This is a genomic window from Arthrobacter sp. 2RAF6 (assembly GCF_052115205.1).
Classification (GTDB): Bacteria; Actinomycetota; Actinomycetes; order Actinomycetales; family Micrococcaceae; genus Arthrobacter.
Genome location: NZ_JBFRGF010000062.1, coordinates 1 through 23,346, shown reverse-complemented (window position 1 = coordinate 23,346; position 23,346 = coordinate 1). Strand labels below are relative to the sequence as shown.

The 23,346-nt window shown below is 61.8% G+C and carries 25 protein-coding genes and 1 pseudogene; 8 read left to right on the top strand and 18 right to left on the bottom strand.

Features of this window, described 5'->3' with window-relative positions; genetic code table 11:
* Positions 1-616: 616 nt before the first annotated feature.
* A complete protein-coding gene (locus AB4Z38_RS24600; RefSeq protein WP_441432141.1) occupies positions 617-1,048 on the bottom strand; it encodes a hypothetical protein in 432 nt (143 codons plus the stop codon).
* 388 nt (positions 1,049-1,436) lie between these two features.
* Here AB4Z38_RS24600 and AB4Z38_RS24595 point away from each other — a divergent pair, with 388 nt between their 5' ends.
* Positions 1,437-1,799 carry a hypothetical protein gene (locus AB4Z38_RS24595; protein ID WP_441432140.1) on the top strand — a complete coding sequence of 121 codons (363 nt, stop codon included), beginning with the start codon at positions 1,437-1,439 and terminating at the stop codon, positions 1,797-1,799.
* Positions 1,800-2,381: 582 nt separating this feature from the next.
* Here AB4Z38_RS24595 and AB4Z38_RS24590 read toward each other — a convergent pair.
* Positions 2,382-2,531, bottom strand: a complete 150-nt coding sequence (locus AB4Z38_RS24590; RefSeq protein WP_441432139.1) for a hypothetical protein — start codon at positions 2,529-2,531, stop codon at positions 2,382-2,384.
* A 301-nt stretch (positions 2,532-2,832) separates the two neighbouring features.
* On the opposite strand from AB4Z38_RS24590, the pseudogene AB4Z38_RS24585 reads away from it, so the two are divergent.
* Positions 2,833-2,994 (top strand): annotated as a pseudogene (locus AB4Z38_RS24585) (recombinase family protein); the annotation flags it as partial.
* A gap of 210 nt (positions 2,995-3,204) precedes the next feature.
* A complete protein-coding gene (locus AB4Z38_RS24580; protein WP_441432138.1) occupies positions 3,205-5,307 on the top strand; it encodes a GmrSD restriction endonuclease domain-containing protein in 2,103 nt (700 codons plus the stop codon).
* A 139-nt stretch (positions 5,308-5,446) separates the two neighbouring features.
* On the opposite strand, the gene AB4Z38_RS24575 is transcribed toward AB4Z38_RS24580, so the two are convergent.
* Complete coding sequence (locus tag AB4Z38_RS24575; RefSeq protein ID WP_441432147.1) at positions 5,447-6,073, bottom strand: recombinase family protein; 627 nt, start codon at positions 6,071-6,073, stop codon at positions 5,447-5,449.
* Positions 6,074-6,503: 430 nt separating this feature from the next.
* On the opposite strand from AB4Z38_RS24575, the gene AB4Z38_RS24570 reads away from it, so the two are divergent.
* Positions 6,504-7,556, top strand: a complete 1,053-nt coding sequence (locus tag AB4Z38_RS24570) for a hypothetical protein (protein WP_441432137.1) — start codon at positions 6,504-6,506, stop codon at positions 7,554-7,556.
* Between the two features lie 638 nt (positions 7,557-8,194).
* Here AB4Z38_RS24570 and AB4Z38_RS24565 read toward each other — a convergent pair.
* Genes AB4Z38_RS24565 through AB4Z38_RS24555 form a run of 3 tightly spaced genes read right to left on the bottom strand, consistent with a single transcriptional unit; the run spans position 8,195 to position 10,094 of the window.
* Complete coding sequence (locus AB4Z38_RS24565; RefSeq protein WP_441432136.1) at positions 8,195-8,647, bottom strand: hypothetical protein; 453 nt, start codon at positions 8,645-8,647, stop codon at positions 8,195-8,197.
* Positions 8,640-8,843, bottom strand: coding sequence for a hypothetical protein (locus AB4Z38_RS24560; protein WP_441432135.1), 204 nt, complete (start codon positions 8,841-8,843; stop codon positions 8,640-8,642). Before AB4Z38_RS24560 ends, AB4Z38_RS24565 begins: the two co-directional genes overlap by 8 nt.
* 57 nt (positions 8,844-8,900) lie before the next feature.
* Entirely contained in the window at positions 8,901-10,094 is a 1,194-nt protein-coding gene (locus AB4Z38_RS24555) for an AlbA family DNA-binding domain-containing protein (RefSeq protein ID WP_441432146.1), read from the bottom strand.
* 461 nt (positions 10,095-10,555) lie between these two features.
* Here AB4Z38_RS24555 and AB4Z38_RS24550 point away from each other — a divergent pair, with 461 nt between their 5' ends.
* Positions 10,556-10,741, top strand: a complete 186-nt coding sequence (locus AB4Z38_RS24550; protein ID WP_441432134.1) for a hypothetical protein — start codon at positions 10,556-10,558, stop codon at positions 10,739-10,741.
* Positions 10,742-12,560: 1,819 nt separating this feature from the next.
* On the opposite strand, the gene AB4Z38_RS24545 is transcribed toward AB4Z38_RS24550, so the two are convergent.
* The 7 genes from AB4Z38_RS24545 to AB4Z38_RS24515 all read right to left on the bottom strand — a co-directional run bounded on the left by AB4Z38_RS24545 (position 12,561) and on the right by AB4Z38_RS24515 (position 16,411).
* Positions 12,561-12,896: a DUF309 domain-containing protein gene (locus tag AB4Z38_RS24545; protein WP_441432133.1), complete on the bottom strand. Its 336-nt coding sequence runs from the start codon at positions 12,894-12,896 to the stop codon at positions 12,561-12,563.
* A gap of 226 nt (positions 12,897-13,122) precedes the next feature.
* Complete coding sequence (locus AB4Z38_RS24540) at positions 13,123-13,509, bottom strand: VOC family protein (RefSeq protein WP_441432132.1); 387 nt, start codon at positions 13,507-13,509, stop codon at positions 13,123-13,125.
* A 588-nt stretch (positions 13,510-14,097) separates the two neighbouring features.
* Positions 14,098-14,403 (bottom strand): tudor domain-containing protein, encoded by a 306-nt coding sequence (locus tag AB4Z38_RS24535; RefSeq protein ID WP_441432131.1) that lies wholly within the window; start codon positions 14,401-14,403, stop codon positions 14,098-14,100.
* Between the two features lie 11 nt (positions 14,404-14,414).
* Positions 14,415-14,687, bottom strand: coding sequence for a ParB family protein (locus AB4Z38_RS24530; protein WP_441432130.1), 273 nt, complete (start codon positions 14,685-14,687; stop codon positions 14,415-14,417).
* Positions 14,684-15,289, bottom strand: a complete 606-nt coding sequence (locus AB4Z38_RS24525; protein ID WP_441432129.1) for a DNA-binding protein — start codon at positions 15,287-15,289, stop codon at positions 14,684-14,686. Before AB4Z38_RS24525 ends, AB4Z38_RS24530 begins: the two co-directional genes overlap by 4 nt.
* 82 nt (positions 15,290-15,371) lie before the next feature.
* Positions 15,372-15,905: a single-stranded DNA-binding protein gene (locus AB4Z38_RS24520; protein ID WP_441432145.1), complete on the bottom strand. Its 534-nt coding sequence runs from the start codon at positions 15,903-15,905 to the stop codon at positions 15,372-15,374.
* A gap of 221 nt (positions 15,906-16,126) precedes the next feature.
* Positions 16,127-16,411: a glutaredoxin family protein gene (locus tag AB4Z38_RS24515; protein ID WP_441432128.1), complete on the bottom strand. Its 285-nt coding sequence runs from the start codon at positions 16,409-16,411 to the stop codon at positions 16,127-16,129.
* Positions 16,412-16,769: 358 nt separating this feature from the next.
* Between AB4Z38_RS24515 and AB4Z38_RS24510 the strand changes: the two genes are divergently transcribed.
* On the top strand, positions 16,770-17,786 hold the full coding sequence (locus AB4Z38_RS24510; RefSeq protein WP_441432144.1) for an ATP-dependent DNA ligase: 1,017 nt from the start codon (positions 16,770-16,772) through the stop codon (positions 17,784-17,786).
* A 99-nt stretch (positions 17,787-17,885) separates the two neighbouring features.
* Here AB4Z38_RS24510 and AB4Z38_RS24505 read toward each other — a convergent pair whose 3' ends face one another.
* Complete coding sequence (locus AB4Z38_RS24505) at positions 17,886-18,098, bottom strand: hypothetical protein (RefSeq protein WP_441432127.1); 213 nt, start codon at positions 18,096-18,098, stop codon at positions 17,886-17,888.
* A gap of 12 nt (positions 18,099-18,110) precedes the next feature.
* Between AB4Z38_RS24505 and AB4Z38_RS24500 the strand changes: the two genes are divergently transcribed.
* Together AB4Z38_RS24500 and AB4Z38_RS24495 are read left to right on the top strand one after the other, a co-directional pair.
* On the top strand, positions 18,111-18,902 hold the full coding sequence (locus AB4Z38_RS24500; protein ID WP_441432143.1) for a nuclease-related domain-containing protein: 792 nt from the start codon (positions 18,111-18,113) through the stop codon (positions 18,900-18,902).
* Positions 18,903-19,206: 304 nt separating this feature from the next.
* The gene (locus AB4Z38_RS24495) at positions 19,207-19,332 is read left to right on the top strand and encodes a hypothetical protein (RefSeq protein WP_290439668.1); all 126 of its coding nucleotides are present in this window, start codon (positions 19,207-19,209) and stop codon (positions 19,330-19,332) included.
* A 416-nt stretch (positions 19,333-19,748) separates the two neighbouring features.
* On the opposite strand, the gene AB4Z38_RS24490 is transcribed toward AB4Z38_RS24495, so the two are convergent.
* The 4 genes from AB4Z38_RS24490 to AB4Z38_RS24475 all read right to left on the bottom strand — a co-directional run bounded on the left by AB4Z38_RS24490 (position 19,749) and on the right by AB4Z38_RS24475 (position 23,173).
* Entirely contained in the window at positions 19,749-21,056 is a 1,308-nt protein-coding gene (locus tag AB4Z38_RS24490) for a ParB/RepB/Spo0J family partition protein (RefSeq protein WP_441432142.1), read from the bottom strand.
* 331 nt (positions 21,057-21,387) lie between these two features.
* Complete coding sequence (locus tag AB4Z38_RS24485; protein ID WP_441432126.1) at positions 21,388-21,537, bottom strand: hypothetical protein; 150 nt, start codon at positions 21,535-21,537, stop codon at positions 21,388-21,390.
* A gap of 193 nt (positions 21,538-21,730) precedes the next feature.
* Complete coding sequence (locus AB4Z38_RS24480) at positions 21,731-22,744, bottom strand: DUF4192 domain-containing protein (RefSeq protein ID WP_441432125.1); 1,014 nt, start codon at positions 22,742-22,744, stop codon at positions 21,731-21,733.
* A 66-nt stretch (positions 22,745-22,810) separates the two neighbouring features.
* Complete coding sequence (locus AB4Z38_RS24475) at positions 22,811-23,173, bottom strand: DUF3846 domain-containing protein (RefSeq protein ID WP_441432124.1); 363 nt, start codon at positions 23,171-23,173, stop codon at positions 22,811-22,813.
* Positions 23,174-23,346: the final 173 nt, after the last annotated feature.

The following is a 23,346-nucleotide window of genomic DNA, read 5'->3' as shown; positions in this document are numbered from 1 at the left end:
TGGTGGGTGGGGCGGCTTAGGTGACCGGCCAGTTCCCCTTCTCCCCCCCGTTGTTTTTTGGCTGCTGGCGAAGCTTGCGGAGCTGTGGCCGACGGAGGCCTGTCTACCCGCAGGGCAAGGACCGTGGAATCTGCGCAGGAAATAAGCGACGAAGGAGCGCCGGAGCCGATTCCCCGGGCCGCGGGCCCCGGAGGAACGGAGGGGCTAGACGGGGTGGAGCGGACACGTACAATCCGAAGGACAGCAGCCAAAAAACGTCGTAGACACACCAAGGGCCAGGGGGTCCGGAGCTCTGCGACGGCGCGCCCTGGACCCCACAGCCGGCCGCGCAGCGGACGCCCTTATTCCCTGGTGCGAGCGAAGCGGAAACCAGGACTTGCCCAAGGACGCGGATGGATCCTCCCGCGCCGGCCACCACCTCAGGGCAGGCCGCCGGCATCAGCCACCACGCGCGGCCCTCATGCGGACGGCGGTCCGTCGCCGGTGACCACAACGGCAGCCGGCCACGACGACGGACCGCCCAAGCAGCGGCGCAAGGTGCGGCTCCAGCGGCAACGAAAGGATCTGGGGGTGGGGTTCCCCGCTCCGGAAGGAGCGGGGAACCCTTCGCCGGTGGTTAGGCGGCGTTGAAGACGGTGCACGGCTGGCGGTACCGGCTGGGCAGCTCGGCCGCCGCCATGGGCAGGTCTTCCGGTCCTTGGGCCTGCCCGTTCTTCCAATGGAAGAACGCCTGTTCGCTGATCGCATCCCAGAACCGGGCCTTGGTCCTGTAGAAGGTCGTCCGAACGTCGCCCTCGCAGTACGTGGCCATGCCGAACAGGTTCCCGATCTCATCGGCGGTGCGGATCCCGGCGACCATGACATAGGGCCACTGACCCAGGTCCCAGCCGTCACAGCCCCAGCTGGGGATCACGGCCCAGCCGTGCTCGCCGATGAGTTCCATCCAGTCGTAGCCGCCGTTCATGTGGTAATCGCCCAGCACGGTGACGCCGTCGATGGTTTCGCCGGTGTCGGCTGTGGTCACCGTCTTGATGGTGATTGCGTTCATGGTGTTGCTCCTTCTTTGCCGAGAAGTCAGGTGAGTGGGGCGGATCAGGTGACCGGCCAGCTTCCCCTCTCCCCCGTTGTTTTTTGGTTGCTGGCAAGCTTGCTTGCTCGGCGGCCGACGGAGSCCTGTCTACCCTTGGGCAAGGTGTGGGAAATTCCCGGAGGAAATAAGCGACGAAGGAGCGCCGTAGGGAAATTCCTGCGCCGCAGGCCCCGACGAAGGAGGGGCTAGACAGGGTGGAGCGGACGCCTAGAATCCGAAGGACAGCAACCAGAAAACGTCGTAGACAAACAGGTGATGACGGACAGGAGCTCTGCGACGGACCGCCAGCACCCAACAGCCGGCCACGGAGCTTGCGGAGTGGACGCCCGAAAGGAGTGTGTCCCGCATGGTTTCCCCCAATCCCATGCGGGACATTCTTTATCAGAAGGAGAGATGGACTGTGGGACTGCGAAGCTTCTTCATCCGGCGCCGGACCCCGGTTACAGAGGATTCCTCCCCTGCCGCGGTGGCCGCACCCAAGGAAGAGCGCGAGCCGTTGACACCCGCACAGCTGGCAGATTTGAGAAAGGCCCGGGCCGAGCTCAACCAGGCAGCCGCAGATGCCGGCGTGAACGCGTTCCGTGCCTGCACGCGTGACGGGAGCTCTTGGCAGGACGACCCCGAGGCGGTCCGCGGCATGGCGGCCCTGATCAGGGGCCTCCCGCGCGCAGGCGAAGCTGCATCCACGGACGGCGACCCGGCCCCGTAGGCCGGCAACCTCAGAACAAGGTTGGCGCGTCGGGATCGACGCCAGCCAGGAGCGCGGCGACGCGCTGCGGCCTGTCCCAGCCGTGGGGCGCGGACTTCGTCCCTGAGGGCCACGGACCGCGCAACGAACTGTGCCCGGGCCAGGCCGCGCCAGCGGAAGGAACTTCCGTTCGCGTCGCGCCCTTTGGCCAATCTATCGAGCATGTTGCTGCGGCTGGTTCCTTCCACCAGGTGAGTAAAAGTGTCAGCAGTCGCACGGACGCAGATCGGCACATCACAACAGGTGTGCATGAGCGGACCGAAGGCGTCCAGGTCGCTGCCGTGCAGCAGGCCGCCTCGAGACATACCCTTCCCTACGGATACAGTGCGGCCGCGGGCAGAATCGTGTCGCGGAAATCTCAGAAAGTTTTGGGTCAACCGGCACCTTGATCACTGTTCCAGTTCCTTGGTTCCGGAACACTCCCAGGGGACTCCCCTGCAGATGAGGATGTCATTTTTCGAAGTCGTCTACTACGAAAATAAAAGCGGTTAGGCAGCTGGGGTTTGGTGGCCGGCGTGTGACGGTGACGTCGTCACTTAGTTTTTAGGGTTGCCCGATGGCTTTGTTCTTCTCTTTGGTGGGGTTGAGCCTGATGAAGTAGTCGGCGCCTGGATCGGTATAGCACTCACCGTAGGTAGGCATGTTCCAGACCGCTTTCAGAATCGAATGCTCCAGTGCAACGAGGACCTTCATCCCGGCCGCTTCTGGCGGTAATGCGGAGATATTTAGCTGCAGATAGGTGTTCTTGCTGTGGGTGTCGGCCAGTGCGGCGGTTCCGAGGGGCGGCTTTGAGGTAGTGGTTTGCGGGTGCCCTCGCCCCTCGTGAGCGTCGACAATCGCCTCGCGCTTAGTGTCGCAAGAAACTACAGCTTTACAAGACACTGTCCTCGGCGACCTTCGCGGGGCCGACGTGGGCCGGAACCCTAGCCTCCGAAACGTCTCAGTAAGTCGTTCTCTTGATGGGATGTCTCGGAATGTGCTCTGCACCCGGCTCGTGAGACAACTCGGATACATAAGGGTGAGTACCGCCAGCCAGGACGCCCAACTGCAGCTCGATGCGCTCCTCGCCGCCGGGATCCAAAAACGGGATCTATTCGCCGACGTCACCTCCGGCAGCAGGAACGCGATCGACCGACCCGGAATGCGGAAACTGCTCGGGTGGGACCCAAGTAGGAGGCACCTCGTCCTCAGCGCCAGCTGATCCGCACTCGTAGGCCTTGCGGGCATAGCTTCTGTCACGCAAGGCCTACGCTCGTGGAATCCTGACCGGGCGAGCGACCGAGTGATGCCGAACAAAGGACTCACCTGCGGCAGGTTCTAGGATGAAGAGGCTTGGTCATATAGCCCGCACAGAGAAAGCAGCCGCGTGAAAGCCGTCGAGTCCAACCTGCTGAAGTTCCTCCAGGCGTCGCCGCAGTTCGTAATTCCGATCTACCAGCGAACGTATAGCTGGACGCTGAAGGAATGCCAGCAGCTATGGGACGACATTATGCATGCGGGTAAGGACGCTGCGGTGAACGCCCACTTCATCGGCTCGGTTGTCTATATTCAAGAGGATCTGTATCAACTCTCCCGGCAGTCGCCGCTGCTGGTCATCGACGGCCAGCAGAGGCTGACTACTGTCTCGCTAATTCTTGAGGCCCTCGCTCGCCATGTCGAGGGCGAGCCTGTTGACGGGTTCAGCGCCCTGAAAATCCGCAGCTATTACTTGCAGAACCCGCTTGAGGCAGGGGATCGAGGGCACAAGCTTCTTTTGACCCAAAATGACAGGACTAGCCTGCTCGCGCTGGTACGCCAGCAGCCACTGCCTGACGAAAGATCGATCCGTATCAGGGATAACTTTGAATTCTTCGATCAGATGGTCGGGAAGCTCGGCTCAAACCTCGATGCCCTGTGCAAAGGCCTCCTCAAGCTGATGATCGTCGATGTGTCGCTGAGCCGTGGGCAAGACAACCCGCAGCTGATTTTCGAGAGCATGAACTCGACCGGCAGGGAACTGAGCCAGGCCGATTTGATCCGAAACTATGTCCTCATGGGACTTGACCCGGACCATCAAACGCGCCTGTATGAAACGCACTGGCGCCCCATGGAGACACGCTTCGGTCAAGAATCCTACGGCACACACTTCGATCGATTCATGCGCGACTACCTAACAATCAAGGCCTCTGAAATCCCCAACGTCAAAGCTGTATACGAAGCGTTCAAGGGATACGCCACCCTCAAGAACGTTGCCGAAGCCGGCGTTGACGCGCTCGTAGAGGACATCGACCGGTACGCGAACTACTACTGCGCGATGGCTCTAGGCAGGGAACAGGACAAGCGCCTCGCCGAGGCTTTTCAAGACCTCCGGGAGCTCAGAGTCGACGTCGCCTACCCGTTTCTTCTCCAGGTGTACGCCCGCTACGACGAGGAGCGATTAAGCAGAGACGAACTCCTTTCGATCGTTCGCCTCGTCGAGGCCTACGTATTCAGACGTTCGATCTGTGCGATCCCGACGAACTCACTCAACAAGACCTTTGCTACATTCACCCGAAGCCTCCAGGAGGACTCCTACCTCGAAAGCGTCCAAGCTGCATTCCAGCTCCTGCCCTCCTACCGGCGCTTTCCAAACGATGATGAATTCCGGCGAGAATTCGAATCGCGTGATATCTACAACTTCCGCAACCGCAGCTACTGGCTCCGCCGGATCGAGAACGACGGCCGCAAAGAGCGCGTGCCGGTCGATGAATACACAATTGAGCACATCATGCCCCAGAACAACGATCTACCGGCAGTATGGCGAAGCGAGCTGGGGCCCGACTGGGAACGTGTGCATAAGACCAAACTTCACACCTTGGGCAACCTCACCCTCACCGGCTACAACAGTGAGTACAGTGATAACGCCTTCGCGGAAAAACGGGACATGCGCGGTGGCTTCCGTGAAAGCCCACTTCGCCTCAATGTTGGTCTCGGCACGACTGCCAGGTGGGACGAGGACGCAATCGACAGACGCGCAGCAGAGCTATCAGAGACCGCAACGCGCGTCTGGTGTTCCCCGGATCTCCGCTCCGATGTTCTGGACTATTACCGGCCCAGCAGCAAACCTGCGGCGACGGCTTCCTACAGCATTGAGGACCACCGAAACCTGGCAGTCGGAACGGTGGCCCGAGATCTCTTCGAGCAGTTCCGCAAGGAGGTCCTCTCCCTCGACCCAGCAGTGACTGAGGAGTTCCTGAAGCTATATATCGCCTACAAGGCAGAAACCAACTTCGTTGACGTCATCCCCCAGACGTCCCGCTTGCTCTTATCGATAAACATCCCGTTCCAAGAGCTGAACGATCCCCGTGAAATGGCGCGCGACGTTACCAACCTTGGCCGATGGGGGAACGGGAACAGTGAAGTAGTCCTCAACTCAAGCGATGAACTCCCATACATCCTTAACTTGGTCGGGCAAGCCTTCGAGCGACAAATGGGCAATGGTTCGGCATAGCCTTCTCCGCCCCTCTCTCCTTGGCCCAAGGTTGCAGTTAGGGGCCTTCACCGTGGATTGAGTCAGGCGGGCTAAAAGGGTGTGCCACAGCCTGCGACGGCTGTGACTTTCAGCGATAAATGGCGGTCTTTTTGCGTCGCTAGATGGCGGCCTGCTGGTTCGGGAGTGATCGCGACCGTTTATAAAAGGTTGCTCGGGACATTCCGAGATCACGCGCGACCTGAGCAGCGGGCTCGCCGCCTTCGACCAGGCGGACCGCGCTCCGAATCTGGCTGTCAGTGACCCGGCGAGGCCGGCCACCAAGATCCTTTCCGGCTTCTCGGCGTTTGGCGATAGAATCGGTTACGCGTTCGCGCTTGATCTCGTGTTCCATCTGCGCGAGGGCGGCCATGATCGTGAACAGCATGGACCCCATTGGTGTTGCAGTGTCGACATCGCCTCCACCGAGGTTTAGAACGCGCAGGCCGGCTCCTCGACTGCGGAGTTCGTCGGCGAAGGCGAGCATGTTCTGGGTGGAACGTCCGAGCCTGTCCAGCGTGGTGATGACAAGGGTGTCGCCATCGATCAGCGCGTCGAGAGCACGATCGAACTGTGGACGTGAATTTCGCGCCCCGGAAACGCCGTGATCAATGTAGAGGTCATCGCGCCGGACGCCAGCGGCAAGAAGGTCCGCCTGTTGCCGGTCGGTGGATTGCTGTCGCGTGGAAACGCGTGCGTTAGCTTTGCGGTTTGGCCGTGGGCTGCTCCGATGTGTCTCATAACTAATGGTGGATACAACGATTCAACCAGAAGGTTTCGAGACATAGTTGCGAGAATCGCCTATGGCGAAGAAACTCTGACAATCTCGCGAAAAATAAGAAGCCACAATCGTCATGGCGACCGAGCCCGTGAGACGTCTCGTATCCCTAGGGATCCGAGACGTCTCACCGACTGCACCGCACCCGCGGACTGAATGTGATGGTCACAATCGTGGACGGGGAGCTGACCATCGAGCGTCTCCGGCTCGAACATGGCCGCGTCGGGCGGCAAGGTCCAGACATCGTCGTCCCCGAACTGGCCGAGCTGAGCATCTGGGTGTCGTCACCCGTTGCCTTCACCGACACAATGAAACCCAATTGGCAATCGCAACGCGGTTCACAGTCTGTCCTCGCCAGTATGGTTTGTACAGAAATTCCGTTCGAGCAGGGGAAACAGCGATGGGCTATATGGGGAACATCGACAGCGATGACGTCCCGGCGAAGGTGCTGGAGTGCAAGCTGAAGGGTCTGTCAGAGTTCCTCGTGGAAGGACAGCTCCGCAGGGTCCGGGCCTTTGCAGTGGATCCGCTCAGCGACCGGGAGTTCTACTTCACGTTGTCCGGCACGTCCAAGCCTGACGACTTCACCTTCGTCGAAGTCATCGACGGCCGCGCCCAAGATATGGACGGCGAGTACGTAGATGTTGACGATTGGTGGTCGGCAGCGCCTGGCACCAACATCAATGACTTCATGGAGATTGTCGGCAGCGAGCTGGACGCTGATTTTTGGGACGCCGCGCTGAGTGCTTTTCTGGACCTCTACGCCACCATAAACGCCGCCATTACGACGCACCTGGAATACGAGGAGTACGACCAGGGCCAATATATGACCGGATTGTGCGAAAAGGTCAATGTTGAAGAATCATCGCTGGGTGAGGATGCCGCGGAAGCAACGTTCCAGGTCTTCACAGATGCCTGCGAACGTCGCCGGCCGTTTGCGGACACCATCCTCGTTGCATTCCCGGACCACAAGGACCTGTTCCCTGACATCGATTTCGGTTTCAATTGGCTCCCTCACGTTTCCTTCGGGTACCGATTCGGCCAAGAAACCGAGGTTGCCTACATTGCGAGCGGGGCCCCGCTACAGAACGACCTCTTCCTCAACGGGTTCCGGACGACAAAGGGAGGCCTTGAGCAGGACCTGCTGGAGGCCTACAAAGATCCATGGGACCGCCATGGCGCCAGAAATGCTGCCCGGGACCTGATTGCCATTCAGTCGGCGGCAACAGAGTTCCTCAGGGCCGAGCACGCTAAGGCGATAAAGCTGCTGAATCACCAGCGATCACAACTCGCCCTTGAGGCATTTGCCGGTTGTACCTTGGGGGAAGATGTAGAGGCCTTTGACCGCGCGTTAGATGACAAGCTGCGGGAGGCACTCAGTCGCCCGATCCAACGGGTGGAGGACTTTCTGGCCACCTGCCGCGGTGGCAGCCGGAACGCCGTCAGGCCGTGACTACTGTCAGGCAACCAACTGGCAACCATCCACGGTCTGAGCGGACAGCCCTCGCGAGGGATGAGACAAACAGCCGGAAAATCGCTCGAGGAAGCGTCTCATAACTAAAGTGCCTCATAACGTATGGGTTGTAAGAGACCAGTGGTGTTGCAGTTGGGGTACCTCCACCGGGCATTTAATGGAGCGGGGTATACGGGCATGTAAGCTCCAGGATCCGCACAGACAGTCTTTAGGGTGCTGGGGCGCCCGATGATCGACCGGCTTGCGGGCATCAGACCAGGCGCATTGGAGTACCACCTGGTGAGCCGGCTAAGCGCCGGAGACGACGGTTAATGGTTCTTCTTCCAACGTTGGGACCTCGAAATGACCGAAGCATTTCGCAGCCAGTTCCTCGTCTAGATGGAAGTCGTCCAAATGCTCTAGCGTTCTGGCCCGAATTACGCGCGAGGGCTACATCGAGGATGAGCTCGAAGATATGTGGCCTGTCGATGGTTCCAACAATGCCCCTTCAAGAGAGCCCTGGTACTCGCAGGCTCGCCGAGGGAATGCGGTCGGTCGTCCACTCCGCTTCGCTGCGTGGCCGGCTGTTGGGTGCTGCCGCTTAGTCGCAGAGCTCCTGCCCGTCATGCCACTACGAACTAGTAGAGTGCCGTCGTCCAAGTCTTCAATTTGTCCATGCCCTTTACGCCACCCCGAACGTTGGCGAGGTAGGACTTGTTGTGGGCCGGCAACCTATCAAAGACCCCGTATTCCCGGCTGTAAAACTCCAAGTGCATGCCTACTCCGGAAGTTTGTATGCGAAGCAACTCCTGAGAACCACGTCTGTAAACTTTCGCGGGGAACCCAGCGGGGTTTAGCCAAGCCACTTGGACAGCATCACAGAGGGAAGTCCCATCGAAGCCCGAGAGGGTTGCCGGTCGGCGGTGGACTCGTTCCAGCAGCCAAATATCGTTTTGGACCTTTGTCAGCCGCCAAGGCTCTTCGCGTCCGACCTGATGGTAATCCAAATAGGCAACAAAACCAGCGCCCAGTGCCACAAGTAGGCTCAACAAGGCGACGATAAGCGCCCACAGCGCCAATACATCAGCCAAGGATGTCGCTGCTTCCTGACCAATTTGCCAACTTGATCCGGAGTTCCTCGCGCCGATCCCCCGCTGCGGCTGCCAGCAACTCCAGCTCCCGCGCCAGCTCATGATCCGGGTTGTAGTGAATTACTCGGCTATAAGCCCGTTCAAAAGCATCTACATCGAGGGATACTTCCGCGAACTCTTGCTCAAGATCATTCATGCATCACAGACTATCTCGACCGCCCAGTGCTCGGGCTGGCTGACTTGGCGACCGCGTTCAGCCCACTTTGCCCAGATGATGCCGGGTGGTCCCGAGCATCTTGAGGAGTCGACCGACCAATGATTCGACTGCACCGTCAGGTGAGCTTTCCAGCGCATCGGCGCTGACCGTAATCGTGCGTGAGTAAACATCACTATGCATGGTTCTGGGAGGCTCGAAACTACTCCAGTCGTCCATCATCATGTGAGACCGTAGCCCCTTTACACCATTGATCCGCAGCCCAAGAGTCCACAGGGAGCGGTATGCGTAACGTTCACTAAGAATGTTGGTCCAGAAGGTCAACCGCTGGGCGTATGCCACCGCCAGCCCATCACAGATGATCGACTCTTCCGGGGTCCACTTGTCGGTGCCGCGTCCTATCAGAATGCGGATCCCTCCGGACTCCAACAGCTCAACGTCGAGGATTGATTTTTCGCTGAAGCCGGCGGGTTTCGGCACTTGCAAAGCGCCCTCGGCGTCGCTATTCATCATCGAGATACCGAGTTCTCGATGCTTGATTCTTGTGGCGTACTGGGGCGTGGGGTAAAAACTGGCAAGGTTCGGCTTGCATTTGTTTTGACCTGAAAGCAAGAAGTTGACGAGGGCTTCGTTGTCGTCCAGAAACTGATCCACGAGGGCGCCATTAACTGGCATCATTGGTTCGGCGATGAGATAGATATGCCCGTGTTCACGTTCACTTGGCGGCAGATGGTCACTCGACTCGGCGCTGTCCAGAAGTCTCATGCCGAGGTCGGCTTGTTCCTGGCGGCGCTGATGATGCCGTAGAACTTCTGCGTCGGACAGCGCATGTTTCGAAGCGTCGCCGCGCCCGTAATATTTGCTCCCTGTCATGTGTGGGGCAAGTGGTGACGGCGGGACCGTAACCACCACGAAACCTGTGCCATCACCTGCCTGGATCAGTCGGGTCGTTACTGGCAGCGGGGGCTCGATTGCATTCCGGGAGATGCCATCGATGCGTTCGATCATTCCCTCGACTGCGATTGGCTTGGCAGCGAGTCGTTTGGAGCCGTTGCCCTCCTTGACCTCGGCGATGCCGATGATGAACATTCCCCCATCAATGGCGAAACTCGCCAGTGTCTGGGCAATTTGTTCGTTTCGTGCCTGTTCCTTGACTTCAAGGTAGTGGGACTCAGACAAAGCTCCGCTGCGGATGCCCTCTAGGATTTCTGCCTCACTGGCGGGTTGCCACATGTTTGCCACTCTGCCCTCATTTGATGGTCTTTGGTAAAGGTCGAGCGAAAGCCGCTACCGATCCAACTTACGCTGGACTGCTTACAAATCTTCGTCATAGGGCGAAGTAATGACGTCGCTCCCGGTGAAAGCCGAAAGCAGCCTGAGTAACCCTCTAGCGACCCCTTCAGCTCTGACATTCGCAGGTCTTATCCTTACGCTCGTGGGGGCTATCTTGATGTGGCTACCGGCCTCCAGCGCATACTTCCAACGCATTTCTGCCGCCGCGGCGACCTAACGCTGGAATAGATGGGTGTTGGAGAGAAAGGTCCGCTGAAGGTTCCTGTACGGGACCGGGGATCATGCTCTACCAGCACCTTCACTGGTTCCCGCCGATGGCTACAGTGCCCTTCCCCGCGGCTGAAGCAGGGCGGACAATCGAAGGGAAGGGCTGATGAAGCACGGCGCAGCAGGAGGACCCGATGAGTTTCCCGTTCGAGTCGATTCTGGTCTTGGTCTTCACCATCGCCATGTGCGAGGGATACGTCATACTCCGCGAGGATGCTGAGACAATAGACGGGCGGGCCCTGTCCGGGGCGATCGGAGCCGGCATGGGCCTCGTCGTCGTAGCGTTACTGATCTTCTGGATGCTGGGTATCGCACGATAGGCCCGCAGGCGGGCTCCCCTTTTTTCCGCAGCGCTCTGCTTCACGTAGCCGAGTGTGAGTGTTAGATGGGAATGGCGGTTAATTCACAGTTGGGAATGGCGGTTTAGCCGTCCCGTTTACCGAACCCTCAGCGGGCGTAGCTGCCCCCGAGGCGAGAAGCCTGTCACGGACAGGTACTGGGATGTAGGCTCCGAACATGTCAAGGCGGACCTGCTTGAAGAGCGATTTTCCGCGCGTCTGGTCTGTTTAAGGAGAAGCATGAGCAGGTATTTCATAATTTCCTGGCCTCAAGCGGTGGTACTCCTGTTCATTGCCGGGACAATCATTTTTCGACCGGTGTTCGATCCTTGGCGCATTGCCGTGGGTGGTCTCCTCGTCGTTCTCGTAGCCGTTGGAATCGGAGTGAAGCTGCATCATGAGCGGAGCGACAGGACGACCAAGACATCGCAAGATGAACAATCGGGCGCAGGGGAGGACGTTCGTTAGCCGAACCCTCACAACGGCCCATACCGTGAGTCGCAGAGACTTCCCGTACCGCCCGTTGGCGACAATTGCGATGACTCGTAGATGAAACGTTCTCGTTCACCTATTCTGGGGCCATGAATGAGGAGGGCGCGGTTTCACGCAGGCGCATGATCACCGATTTTCTCGGCCTAACAGATAGCCCAAGGGTGCGGGCCAGGACAATCGAAAAGACGACCCCTACTGAGCTGCTGATCAGGGCCATAGGCTTTTCGGCTCTTGTGATTCTCTATACCGTCGTCATCTTGATTGAGCAAGACAAAGGCTTCGTCTGGTTTCTGCTTGCGGACTTAGGGTTTGCGTGTATCGCAGTTCTCGCCTGGGTTCGGTGGGGCCGATACCGGAACCTCTAGAAGCGCTGGAAGCCGAAGGGCGGCCGACACCTGATGCCGAAATCAGCAGAAACAGTTCTCCGAACCATCGCGCCCAAACCGCGCAGTAAGCCGGTCCCTCACTGGACGTCTCCACTGGTTATAACAATGTGCACGCTGAGGGATCCCCGAGTGGGACGTTTTCAGTCTGGAAGCTGAATGAAATTAGGGCGAGTAGGCCTGCAGTGGAGGATTGGGGGCAATGTGAGTCGAATTGGGCGGCGGTTCACTCGAATTGAGACGTGGCGGCCATGCCCGGCTTCCAGTTCCGGGCCGGCCTCCAACCTACCGGCGGTATGTCTAGGGCCACACCCTGTTTCAAATTCCGGCGATCGCGAGCCCTCGAACGAATTAGTGCGGACGACCGAAGGACCGCGATCGTGATGTAGATGACGAGTGTCAGACTCAGGACGCTCATAGGAATGTAGAAGAACGGGCTTGATCCTTTGGGCCGGGTCGAAAGCACGGTAGCGACGGTTACGACGCCCTCCACAACGAAAATGGCCTTGAACAGAAAGAAGAAGTTCCAAAACCTACTCAGTAATACAGGGACTCCCTGCTGTATTTCCCCGAAACTATCCGGTAATCGAAATATGTCAGTGCGGTGCGATCAGCGGCGGACGGTTTTGACGGTTCCAGGAGGACCTCGGCTTGGTTGGGAATGGCGTTGTTCGGTTGACCGCCACGATAGCAAACGCTGCGACTTGGCCAATCGAACCAGACGATGTCCCGGCGCTCGGCACGCCTCCATGGCTTCACGGAGCCCAGGGCGCACCCGATTCGCGCCCGCTGAGGGATCCCTTACCGGACGCCCAGCACCGTCAAGGGGTTCCCCTTATTGGAGACGTTAAGGGTCGAGTAAACTCTTCGCAGTATCCCGGAGATAGTGCCTCCGGCCGCGTGCCCCGAGGATGCTGGTCGCGAGCTCAGCCGCCGGTGCCCATCCGGTTATGCGCGCAACGCACAACGGCGGACAAATCGAGCCCGTAGGTTGGCCCTTCGCCTGAACCGTACTCCTCGAGTCGGACCGCACCGCGCTCGAAGAGCCGGAGCGCGCCAACGCTGTTCCCTCGGGCGGCGTGGGTGAGCCCGACGCAGATCTGGGCGAGACCTTGCCAGAGGTTGCGTTCTTGGGCCGGCCCAGCTTTCCATCGGGCCTCAAGTACCTCATGCGCGGCGAAGGGCCGGCCCTCTTCCACCAGGCTCCGGGCCGAGACCAACGTCTCCGTCGGCGGCAGCGGTTCCTCGGAGACAGGCTCCACGCCAGCGCTTCCGTATGGCAGCGGCCGTCCAAGAGCGTCTCGTGGGCGTGCCTGCCTCGGGCGCCTTGAAGCATCCCGATCCCGGTCGCCGGTCATTGCAGTTTCCGCTCTGAGCGTCCGTGGACCTTGCCAACCTTCATCCGCCCAATGCTACGGCTCCGCCCTTCGAACATGCGTTCCGCTGCAGAGGGTGCCCTCAGGAAGGCGGCCGCGGGAGAAGAAATGTTCACCGCTGGTCGCGCCGCAGAGGGTGGTCCTTCGGAACTTCAACGAGCACGATGCGGACTCCGTCGGGGTCCGCGATCCACATCTCCACCAGTCCCCATGGCTCCTGCTGCGGCTTGCGGATCACAGGTACCCCGGCCGCCAGGAGCCGGTCGTGCTCGAGATGCACGTCGCGGACCTGCATCCAGATCGCCAAGGCGCTGCCCTGCGGGTCAGTCGACCGTCCACTGACCTCGAGAAAACCGTTGCCCAGGAAGAATACGAGGCCCGGCGCTTCACGGCTCCCGAACTCCCGGTAGATCGCCAGGCCCAACGTGTCCCGATAAAACCGGTGGCTCCGCTCGGGTTCGGACGGATGAAGCAGGATGCGGCTCCCAATGACTTCCATGTTCTCCATCCTGCCCTCGAGCCATGCACTTCGCTCGGGTCCGTGCTTTGAATTCTCGGTGCGCGTTCAAGGATCCCCATCCGGGCGGTCGCCCTGCAGGGAAGGGTCGGATCGGGCACAATCGCCTTCCCCGACCAAGCGGTACGGGGGTGTCAGAGCGCCTTGAGGTGGATTGGAATGAGATGGAGATACGGTCGGAATTCAGGGGAGGTCTCGCTGTCCCCGGAAAGTTCAGGGCGGGCACGCCATGGATCCTTCTTGTACCGACAAAGGAGCATCTGGAGTTCCGGGCGCGGCATGGGCTAGGCAGGTTCTTCGGCCCATGGAGGCTGGAACGGGATGACGTCCGTCTGGTTTATCGGACGATGAGGGGCCTAGATACTTTTCACGGTCTGGGATTCCTGCGGCCGGACGGAACCTGGTGGACATTCTGGACCTATCACCCTAATGAGGTGCTGGATTGCCTTGAGGAGCTCGGCTACCCGATTGATCCCAAAACGCGTCAGGGGCAAGGCCGATTCTTTGCCAGGTGAGTCGCCGCAGCGCAGCCCGAAAGGGGATCGGCTAACGGTCACCACGGGTGAACCGTTAGCCGCGAGGACGCAGCTCACTGTGATCGCGCCAGGCCTGGGTACCGTCTTCGTACTCGACGGTCCATTCATCCGTGCCCGGTCGCTCGATGATGACGGCCGGCTCCCAGCCAGAGCCGTCCTGGCGCGCGACTTCGACACTCATGCCGTCCGGGAAAGGATCGTGACTGGCGAGGTAGTCGGACACAATGTCCCGCAGGGTTTCCCGCGAAAGGGGCCGTGCATCTGGCGCGGCGAGCATCCAGCTCTCCAGGCCGTCGTGCTCCGCCCACGCTATGGCCAGCGTCTCGACGTGGTTCTGCATCTCGTTCTCCTTCAATCGGCCGTAACGGCGCCAGAGTGGCGGGATAGTTCGTCTTTAGCACGCCGGCCGGTGCGGGCGCTTCCCGGCGGCAGTGGTTCCCAGGGTTTGCCGTTGTTGTGGCGGCGCTGGAGCCGGCGGACTTCCTTGAGCGTAGCGGCCTCGATCAATTCCGAGATGGAAGCGTATCCCTCGAGGTGGCCGGCGGCCGCGAACGCTGCCCGGACCTGGCCGGCGTCCGCGGTCGCGAAGTACGGAGAAAAGCTCTCGGGTTTGGCCTTGCTCACTCCCCTGCGCCCTTTGCCTCCGGGGAGACACGCTGCAGCAGGGCGTTGTGGACCTGTTCCAGGGTGGTGGCGCGGACCTCGGCCGTTGCCAGTCGGCGTGCCGCGTCCGCGGCTTCCTTGGCGGCGGCCCGCTCGGCCTCCCGGGAATCCTCCAGCTGCTTGCCGATCACGGCAAGCTGGCGCTCCAGGGCCGCCCGCTGGGCCTCGAGCCGGGCAATCTCCCCGGCATGTACCGTTGCGGCGGCGTCTTTGTCGGCGGCTGCCTGGTCCAGGTCGGCGACGAGCTCGGCGATTTCCTGGTCTTTGTCTTTGCGTTCCTGTGCCCAGAGGGCTTCCACGGCGGCGTGGCGTTCAGCGGCAAGGGCGGACGCTTCGGCCCAGCAGGCTCCGGCGAGGCGGGCGGTCTGTTCCAGCAGGGCCGCGGGGGTCGCGGCTACCTGTCCGCCGGCTGCCTGTTTTTCCTCGGTCCATTCCTTCAGGTACCGGGTGGCGTCGGCGTTGCTCACCCCGGCGGCCGCGCGGACCGTGGACACCGTGGGCCTGCGTTCGGCACTGATCTGCTCGGCCGCGGCGTAAACGCGGTCCTTCACGCTCGACGTCATCAAAGGCACCTCTTAGAATGTTGATCATGGATAGTAGTAGGAGTAGTAACGATACTACTCCTACTACTACGGATTTTGAAGGTTAGAACGGCGGTTCGGAGTCGGGGCCATTGCCCCACCCGCCGGCATTGCTGCTGGACTGCGTGGCCCACGGGTCATCCTGCGGGAGGGACTGGCCCGTGCCGCCAGGCTGGGTGGTGCCGCCCTGGCCGCCGAAACCGTTGCCTCCGGGACCGCCTGGGCCGGCCGCGCGTTGGGTGCGGTCGATTTTCGCCCTGGCATAACGAAGGCTGGGGCCGACCTCCTCTACCTCGAGCTCAATAACGGTGCGCTTCTCGCCTTCCTTGGTCTCGTACGAACGGGACTTCAGCCGGCCCGAGACGATGACGCGCATGCCCTTGGTGAGGGATTCGGCGACGTTCTCGGCCGTCTCACGCCAGACCGAAGCCCGCAGGAACAGGGTCTCCCCGTCCTTCCATTCATTGGACTGCCGGTCGAAGGTGCGCGGTGTTGACGCGACGGTGAAGTTCGCGACGGCCGAGCCTGACGGGGTGAACCGCAGTTCCGGGTCGGTGGTGAGGTTGCCTATGACGGTGATGGTTGTTTCGCCGGCCATGATGTGGACCTTCCTTAGGATGTGACTGAGGGTGGTGGCGTCGGTATCGGGGCTGTCCTGCTCGGTGTCGTACCAGGGGGCTGCGGGGTCGGGTTCGACCAGGTAGGGGTCGATGAGGGGGACGTTGATGGTTCTGGAAGGGTTGGCTTCCTCTCCGAACCAGTCCAGGTCAGGGTCGAACCGGCGGGGCGTGAGAGCGAACCGCTCTTCCCGGGTGTTCATCAGGCGGCCTTGTGATGCATGGCTGCCTGGACTAGCTTGTCCCGGCGCAGGCCGGCCCAGTGGTCCTGGTCATCGGCATTGTTCACAACAACGGGGGCCTGGGAGTAGCCGAGTTCCCGGGTGATGTATTCAAGCGCCGCTGGCACTTCGGTGATGTCCACCGCCTGGTAGGTGACGCCTTTGCGGTCGAAGTAGGCCTTCGTCTCATCGCACTGAGTGCAATTCGGCTTGGTGTAAATGGTGTAGTCGGCAAACGTTTCGGCCGAGAGGTTTGAGGAAGTCATTTTCAGTACCTGGTTTCGTATCAAATAAGTTGCGTTCGTCTGGGTGACTTTCTACCTCAATTCTACCGTTTTTCATATGAAAAACAATGGCTTCTGTCCTTATTTCACTGGGATTTCTGACCGTGTTTTGTAAAAAAACATTGGTGATTTCTCCGGTTGGTGGGCCCGTCAGCTCCCGGCGAATAGCCGCCATATGTTTGGTCCTCGGAATAGAGCCTTCAGTAAAGGCCGGCCCGCGCCTTCTGTGACGTTCTATCCCCTGGCCCGTTGTCCTCCGATCCCAGTCGTCCATGGCCATGCTTTCTGCGGCGGAATGCCGCTACCGGCGGTGCCGGGCTGGGGCTACGCTGTGCCCACAATGTTTGAGGGTGTGCCGGCTGCGTTGCGTCCTCCTGTGGCTCTCGCGCTGGCGAAGGCCGTGGAGTCGATCCCGCACGGGGATGCGTTGCCCGGCGGCTCGGTGTACGAGATGAAGTTTGATGGCTTCCGTGCGGTTTGTCTGGTCGGTACGGATGGGGTGTCGTTGTGGTCGCGGCAAAACAAGGAATTGGGCAGGTATTTCCCGGACGTCCTTGCGGCCGTGGCTGACCAGGTCCCGCCGGGCTGTGTGGTCGATGGTGAGTTGGTTCTGTGGTCTGGTGAGCGGCTGGATTTCGAAGGGCTGCAGCTGCGCCTGGTGGCGGCCAGGGCTGCGCTGCCGGCGCTGGTGCGGGATCATCCTGCCTCGTTCGTGGCCTTTGATGTTCTGGCCGTGGCCGGACGCGATACCCGCGGGCTGCCGTTCACGGACCGGCGCGCGCTGCTGGAGGAGCTGTCCCGGCATTGGGTGGCGCCGTTGAACCTGTCACCGGTGACCAGGGACCGCGCGGTGGCGGAAACCTGGTTCAGGGAAATGCCGGCAACAGGGGTCGAGGGGATTCTGGTCAAGGGTGCGGCCCAGCCGTATGAGGGCGGCAAGAGGCTGTGGTTAAAGGTGAAAAATCGACGGTCCGTGGACGTTGTTGTCGGGGCCGTCATCGGCGCGATCACCAGTCCCTCTGAAATCGTGGCAGGACTGCCTATCGACGGGAAGCTGCGGATAGTGGGCAGGTCGGCGCCTCTGCGTGGTGCTGACAGCAGCGCCCTGGCCCGCTGGCTCAAGTCTCCAACCGGGCCGCATCCTTGGCCTGCCATGGTCAAAGGAACCACGCTGGACCGGTTCAACCGTGATGCCTCACCCGTGGCACTCACCCTGGTGGAACCCCTGGTGGTGGAAGTCTCCGCCGATTCCGCTTGGTCAGGACGGTCCTTCCGGCACGCGTTGCGCTTCCTGAGAGTCCGACCCGAGCTGGACCCTGCGGGTATTGAAGTCCCCGCAAACCTCCTGACTTCGTGACACGCTGATCCGCCGATGACAAAGCTTGGCCCCCAGACAACGCAAAGGGGCGGCATCGGCACCTAACTGCCGACGCCACCCCTCATGTGTTGCGGCAACTTAGCCGACGCTTGCGCTGAATCGATGCTTTTCCGCGTCGATGTCGTCAACACGGATGTCAATCCGCGCTCCTTCGGCGACGTCAAGCAGCCCTTTAACCAGCCCCGGCGTGCCGTCTGGCGCCTCAACCAATGCGCCAAAAGGCAGCTTCTTAGTTACGGTGGCGGTAACGAGATCGCCGACATTAAGAGCGATGTTCTCTAACTCAGTCATGTATTTCACCTCCTGTCGCAGACTGATTTCCTTGGTTCAGTCGGAGGAGGTGGCGGGCCGCGGGCCTGGGCCGGGAGTTCGAAAGCCCGGGGAACGCAACGCGTCAAGCAGCTATCGGATAGCCGTATTTTCGGGGCCGACCCGCTGAGTCCGGACAACCACCCCTGGTACAAGGGCGCCCTCGGAGAGGTAAGCGTGGGGAGGATCCTTGAACGTCTAGGACCGGAATGGACGGTCCTGCACGCCGTCCCGGTCGGCGCCGGCACATCGGATATCGATCACGTTTTGATAGGTCCGTCAGGGGTCTTCACCCTCAATACCAAGAACCACACGGGTCAGTCCGTCTGGGTGGCCGGGCGGACACTGATGGTCGCCGGCAAGAAGCAGCGCCACCTCCACAACGCCGGCTATGAAGCCGCCCGCGCGGCGAAGCTTCTGACAAGCGGAGCGAACCAGGCCGTGGATGTCACCGGCGTTGTCGTCATCGTTGCCCCCAAGAGCATGACGGTCAGGGAACGTCCCTCCGGCGTCGCGGTGGTCACGGACCGGCAGCTCCTGCGCTGGCTCAACGGCCGCCCGACCGTAATCACGCCAACGCAGAAAGCCCTGGTTGCAGCGGCGGCCGTCCGGGCGGGGACCTGGCACCGGAACCCGCCGGCCGGTGCTGACGCTGCATCTCTCCAGCATGAATTCGCCGCGCTTCGTACTCTCGTTGACCGGGCGCGGCTCCGGCGGGCGGGATGGATCCTTGCCCTGCTGATCGCGGCCCCGGTTGTCCTGGCCAATCTCACGCGCATTTTCTGACTTCAAAGGAGTCAGAAGGTCGGCAAGGAGTAATAGCCGACGGTAAGGTGCGTTTCCGACGCACTGTGGGTGCCTGTGAGACAGCTCGACGCGCGGTCCACGGCGGCGCGCCCGGGGTCCGGCGACGCGCCGGGTCTTTTCTGTGGACGGCCGGGCAGCTGCTCTCCACAGTCAGAAGCCTCATGGCCCGGGCGCCTGTGGGTATCGGGTGCACAACGCACCATGGCCGCGAAGGCGGGCCGGGTGGCTGTCGTTCCTGGCTTCTAGGATGGTTTCCCCACTGGGCGAAAGGGTAAGGGGAAGCATGGAGGATGAACGGCGGCCGCGGGCCAGTGCCTGGCAGATCGCCGGCGTCTGGATCGCAGCTGCGGCGCTGCTGTTGACGGCGGCAAGGATGGGTCTGGAGTTGTGGCAGATGTCCGGTCATTGACCAGGGGTGCTGCTTGGTGGTTAAGCAACCAGGGGCCGGCATGTGCCGGCCCCTGGGGTTTTCCCTCTGCAAAAGGAAATCTATGGGTTCAGCTTAGCTGAACTGGTTGTTTCGTCCCGGACGACAGGGCGCGGGACGTTCGGTCGTGCCACCGGCCGGCTTCCCTACGGACCTGGTGTGGGGCGCTGATCGGGCACGGAGTCCGGTATGAAAGCTGCCTCCGACATTGAGGTGGCGCGCGGCACCTGAGGGGCCGCGCTTGTTGGTGGCGGTGAACGGCGGGCCGCCGCTGGTGAGTGGCCGCTGTGGTTCGCCCTGGTGCGGCGGCCCGCCCGACATTTCACGGTTCCCGGCCTGCGGGTGGTGAGTAACCGGGGGCCGTGCCGGGCGGTGGGGGTTCCGCCCGGCACGAGGCATTACTCCGCCGTTTCCTCGCTGGTTTCGGCGGGGGTGTGCTTGTCGAGGATGATCTGTTCGACCTCGGCGGGGGTGTATCCCCATGCCACGAGCTGGCCGAGGTAGTCGGCGTGCCGGGCGCTGGCCGAGCGCCACGAGTCCTTGACGATCGTCTTCTCGTACCCTGCACAGAGGAGCGCGATCAGGGAGATCTCGGGCCGTGCCTTGCTCGCGGCGACGTGGTCCCGGAGCGGGTTCCATGCCCAGCGGTCGCTGTCTTCGAACTTGGCGCCGATCATTTCGGCGGCCACCTTGCCGTCGTAGCCGCTGGCGGTTTCGGGGTGGTGGGTGATCGCGTGGACGGTGAAGTACTGCCATCCCTTCGGGGCGGTCTTGCGGGCCAGAAGGGTCTTGACCCAGTCCCGGCGCACGGTCGTTGCCGATTCCATGGCCTTGTTGTTGGCTATCAGGGTCTTGCGCTCGGCCTTCTGCTCGTCGGTCATCGGGCCTTTCTGGGCCTGAGTGCCGCCGTCGTAGCGTTCGTACTTCGGGGTGAAGCCCTGTTCTTTCCAGCCGGTGATGACGGGCTTCGCGTTGTGCTGGCCCCGGTAGTCGGTGCTGATCAGGTAGGCGGTGGCGTCCTCCTCGGTGGCCGGTTCTCCGTCTGCCCGGTTTGCCGCTGAGACGTACAGGTTCTCTTCGTCGGCGTAGTTCCCGGCGTCCTCCACGATTGTCTTGCCCGCCGCTTTCAGTTCCGCGATCAGCGCCGCGAGGGCGGCGGCCCGCTCGCGCTCGTCGCGCAACTTCTGGGCTACGTGGAACAACTGCTCGGGTTCGTCCTTGATGACCGATTCCAACTCAGCGATGGCTTCCTCATCCGACTCAAACTCGGCAAGGATCAAAGCTTCCTCGATGGTGCATCCCTTGCCCAGCGCGGAGGCTCCGGCCTCGGACGCTTTGGCCTTGAGCGCTCCCTCGACGGTGGTCTTGGTCCGGCCTGTTTTCTTGGCGATCGTGGCGGCGGACACGCCGATGAGGGAGAGCTGGTGGTAGGCGTCGGCCTCGTCGGCGTCGGAGAGTTCCGTGCGCTGGATGTTCTCGACCACCTGCGTGACGATGCGGTCGGCTTCTTCGGGGCTGGCCACGACCATCACGGGGATGGTTCCGCGTCCGGCTTCGACAGCGCCGAGGGTCCGGCGCTGTCCCATCAATACGTGCACGGTGCCGTCGTCCTTGCGGTGGGCGATCACGGGTTCGAGCACGCCGAGTTCCTTGATGCTTCTGACGAAGTCGGGCGTGAGTGCGGCATCGCGCAAGGACCGTGGAATCTGCGCAGGAAATAAGCGACGAAGGAGCGCCGGAGCCGATTCCCCGGGCCGCAGGCCCCGACGAAGGAGGGGCTAGACGGGGTGGAGCGGACACGTACAATCCGAAGGACAGCAGCCAAAAAACGTCGTAGACAAACACGTTCAGGGGGTCCGGAGCTCTGCGACGGTGCGCCCTGGACCCAACAGCCGGCCGCGAAGCGGACGCCCTTATTCCCTGGTTGCAGCGCAGCGGAAACCTTGGTTAAACCGTGAGGGGCCGGCATGTGCCGACCCCTCACGGTTTTTCCTCTGCAAAAGAAAATCTGTGCCGCAGCGTCGTCGCTGTGGAAAGTCAGTGCTCGTGCGGATGTTCGTCCCAGGTGATGTCGGTGACGGTGCCGGGCTGCCCTGCTGTGAGCAGGGACAGTTCCAGGATGTCCTCGATGGCACTGGCGTGCGCGGCCGGGAAGTCGTCGGCGGTCATGGTGAAGTCTGCGCCCATGGTGTCGGCTCCTGGGTGGCTGGGACAAGGGTGTCCCTTTCACTGTAGTCGGTCCTTTCCTGTGCGTTCGGGGTGGTGTGGCTGCGCCCGCGTGAGCGTTGCCGGCGGCCGGCGGCCGGCGGAGCGAAGCGGGGAAGGCCGCCGGCCCGGGTATGGGGCGGGGAGCCTGTCCGGTCCCCCGCCCCACCTGTGCCTATCTCTTGCGCCGGTAGGCTGTGGCCGGGTTCTGGGCCACGCCCGCCACGGCTCCGCGCCGTGCCACTTCGGAGAGGAGCTTGGCCAGCCGGTACCGGGGCGTGTCCTCAAGCGCCAGCTCGTAGTATTGCGTGGCCGCGCTGGCGGTTCCCCGGTAGAAGTGGATCCAGCCGATCAGGGTTTGAAGGGGCGCCCGGTACCCGACGGGTGCGGCGTCGACCAGTTCCCGCATGATCTTCTCGGCCTTGGCCACCCGGTTCCAGTCCGGGGCGATGTCCCCGGTGCCGAGGATGACATCGCCGGGGCTCGCGGTCCCGTCGCTGACGATGTCGCAGGCCATCATGTCCCGGACAAAGACGTGCTGGAAGTTGGCAACGAGATTCAGAGCCGTTGCCTCATCCGGGCTTTCGCTGCCCTCCAGCGCCCGGCACCAGAGGGCGCGGGCCGCGGCGACGCTTTGCGTCGTGCCGGAGGGAACGGCGGCGAGGATCCTTTCCTCGGTGCCGGGCGCACCGGTGAACGGGGCAAACTCCGGGGCCGGGGTCTGGTAGTTGCTGCCTTCAAAGACCATGGCGGCGTTGACGTGGCTGTCCGTGATCGTGGCCAGCTGCTGGGGTTCGCACTCGCCGCAATCGGCGTCGCAGAGCAGGTTCCGCCAGTGGGCAGGCGTGATGATCCATGCATCGCGCAGAGGCATGCCAGCCAGCTCAAGCTCGCCGATGATGGCCTCGACGTGGGCGTGGAACGGGCGGCCATTCGTATCGGTTTCAGCGTCCGTGTAGACGGCGAGGAGCACGCCGGTGGCGTTCTCGTCCGCTGCGAGGTACGTCGCGACCCTTTGGGCATAGTCCCGTGGTGCCGTCGCCGGGGCGGGGGCGTCGATGCGCAGGGTTGCGCCGAGTCGGCCCCGGCTCACGGTGATGAAGACGAAGGACCGGGCCGGGGCGAAACCCAGGGCGTGGGGGATGAAGCCGAGGATGTCGGCGGGGCCGGAAACGCGGAGTTCTTTCATGGTTTCTGTGTCCTTTGCAGAGGATTGGGTGGGAGGTGGTGGCCGGTTTCCCGGCCACCGGGGTTGTTAGACGAGCTCGTGGCTGACAAGGGTGGTGTCGAAGAGGTCTTCGGCGCCCCGGATCAGATGCCCGGGGGCGTTGTCCTCGTAACCGTGTTCGTCGTGGCCGAGGAAGACCGCGTTTCCTTGGCAGATACCAGCGAGGTCAAGCCCGACGTCGTGGAGCAGGGCGGTTGCCCGGAGGTTCCGGTGAAGGTTCCGGGCCATGGCGTCGGTGTTGACGTACACGTGCCAGTCACCGCAGGTGACGGATTCAAGCTCACCGTCGACGATGACCTGCAAAGTGCTGCGGCGGGCGTCGATCAGTTCGACCCGGACCGGCTCGCTCAGGTTCGCGGGGACGATGAGGGCCATTCGTTGATGAATCATGGTTTTGTGTCCTTTGCAGAGGATTGGTGGGTGGGGCGGCTTAGGTGACCGGCCAGTTCCCCTTCTCCCCCCCGTTGTTTTTTGGCTGCTGGCGAAGCTTGCGGAGCTGTGGCCGACGGAGGCCTGTCTACCCGCAGGGCAAGGACCGTGGAATCTGCGCAGGAAATAAGCGA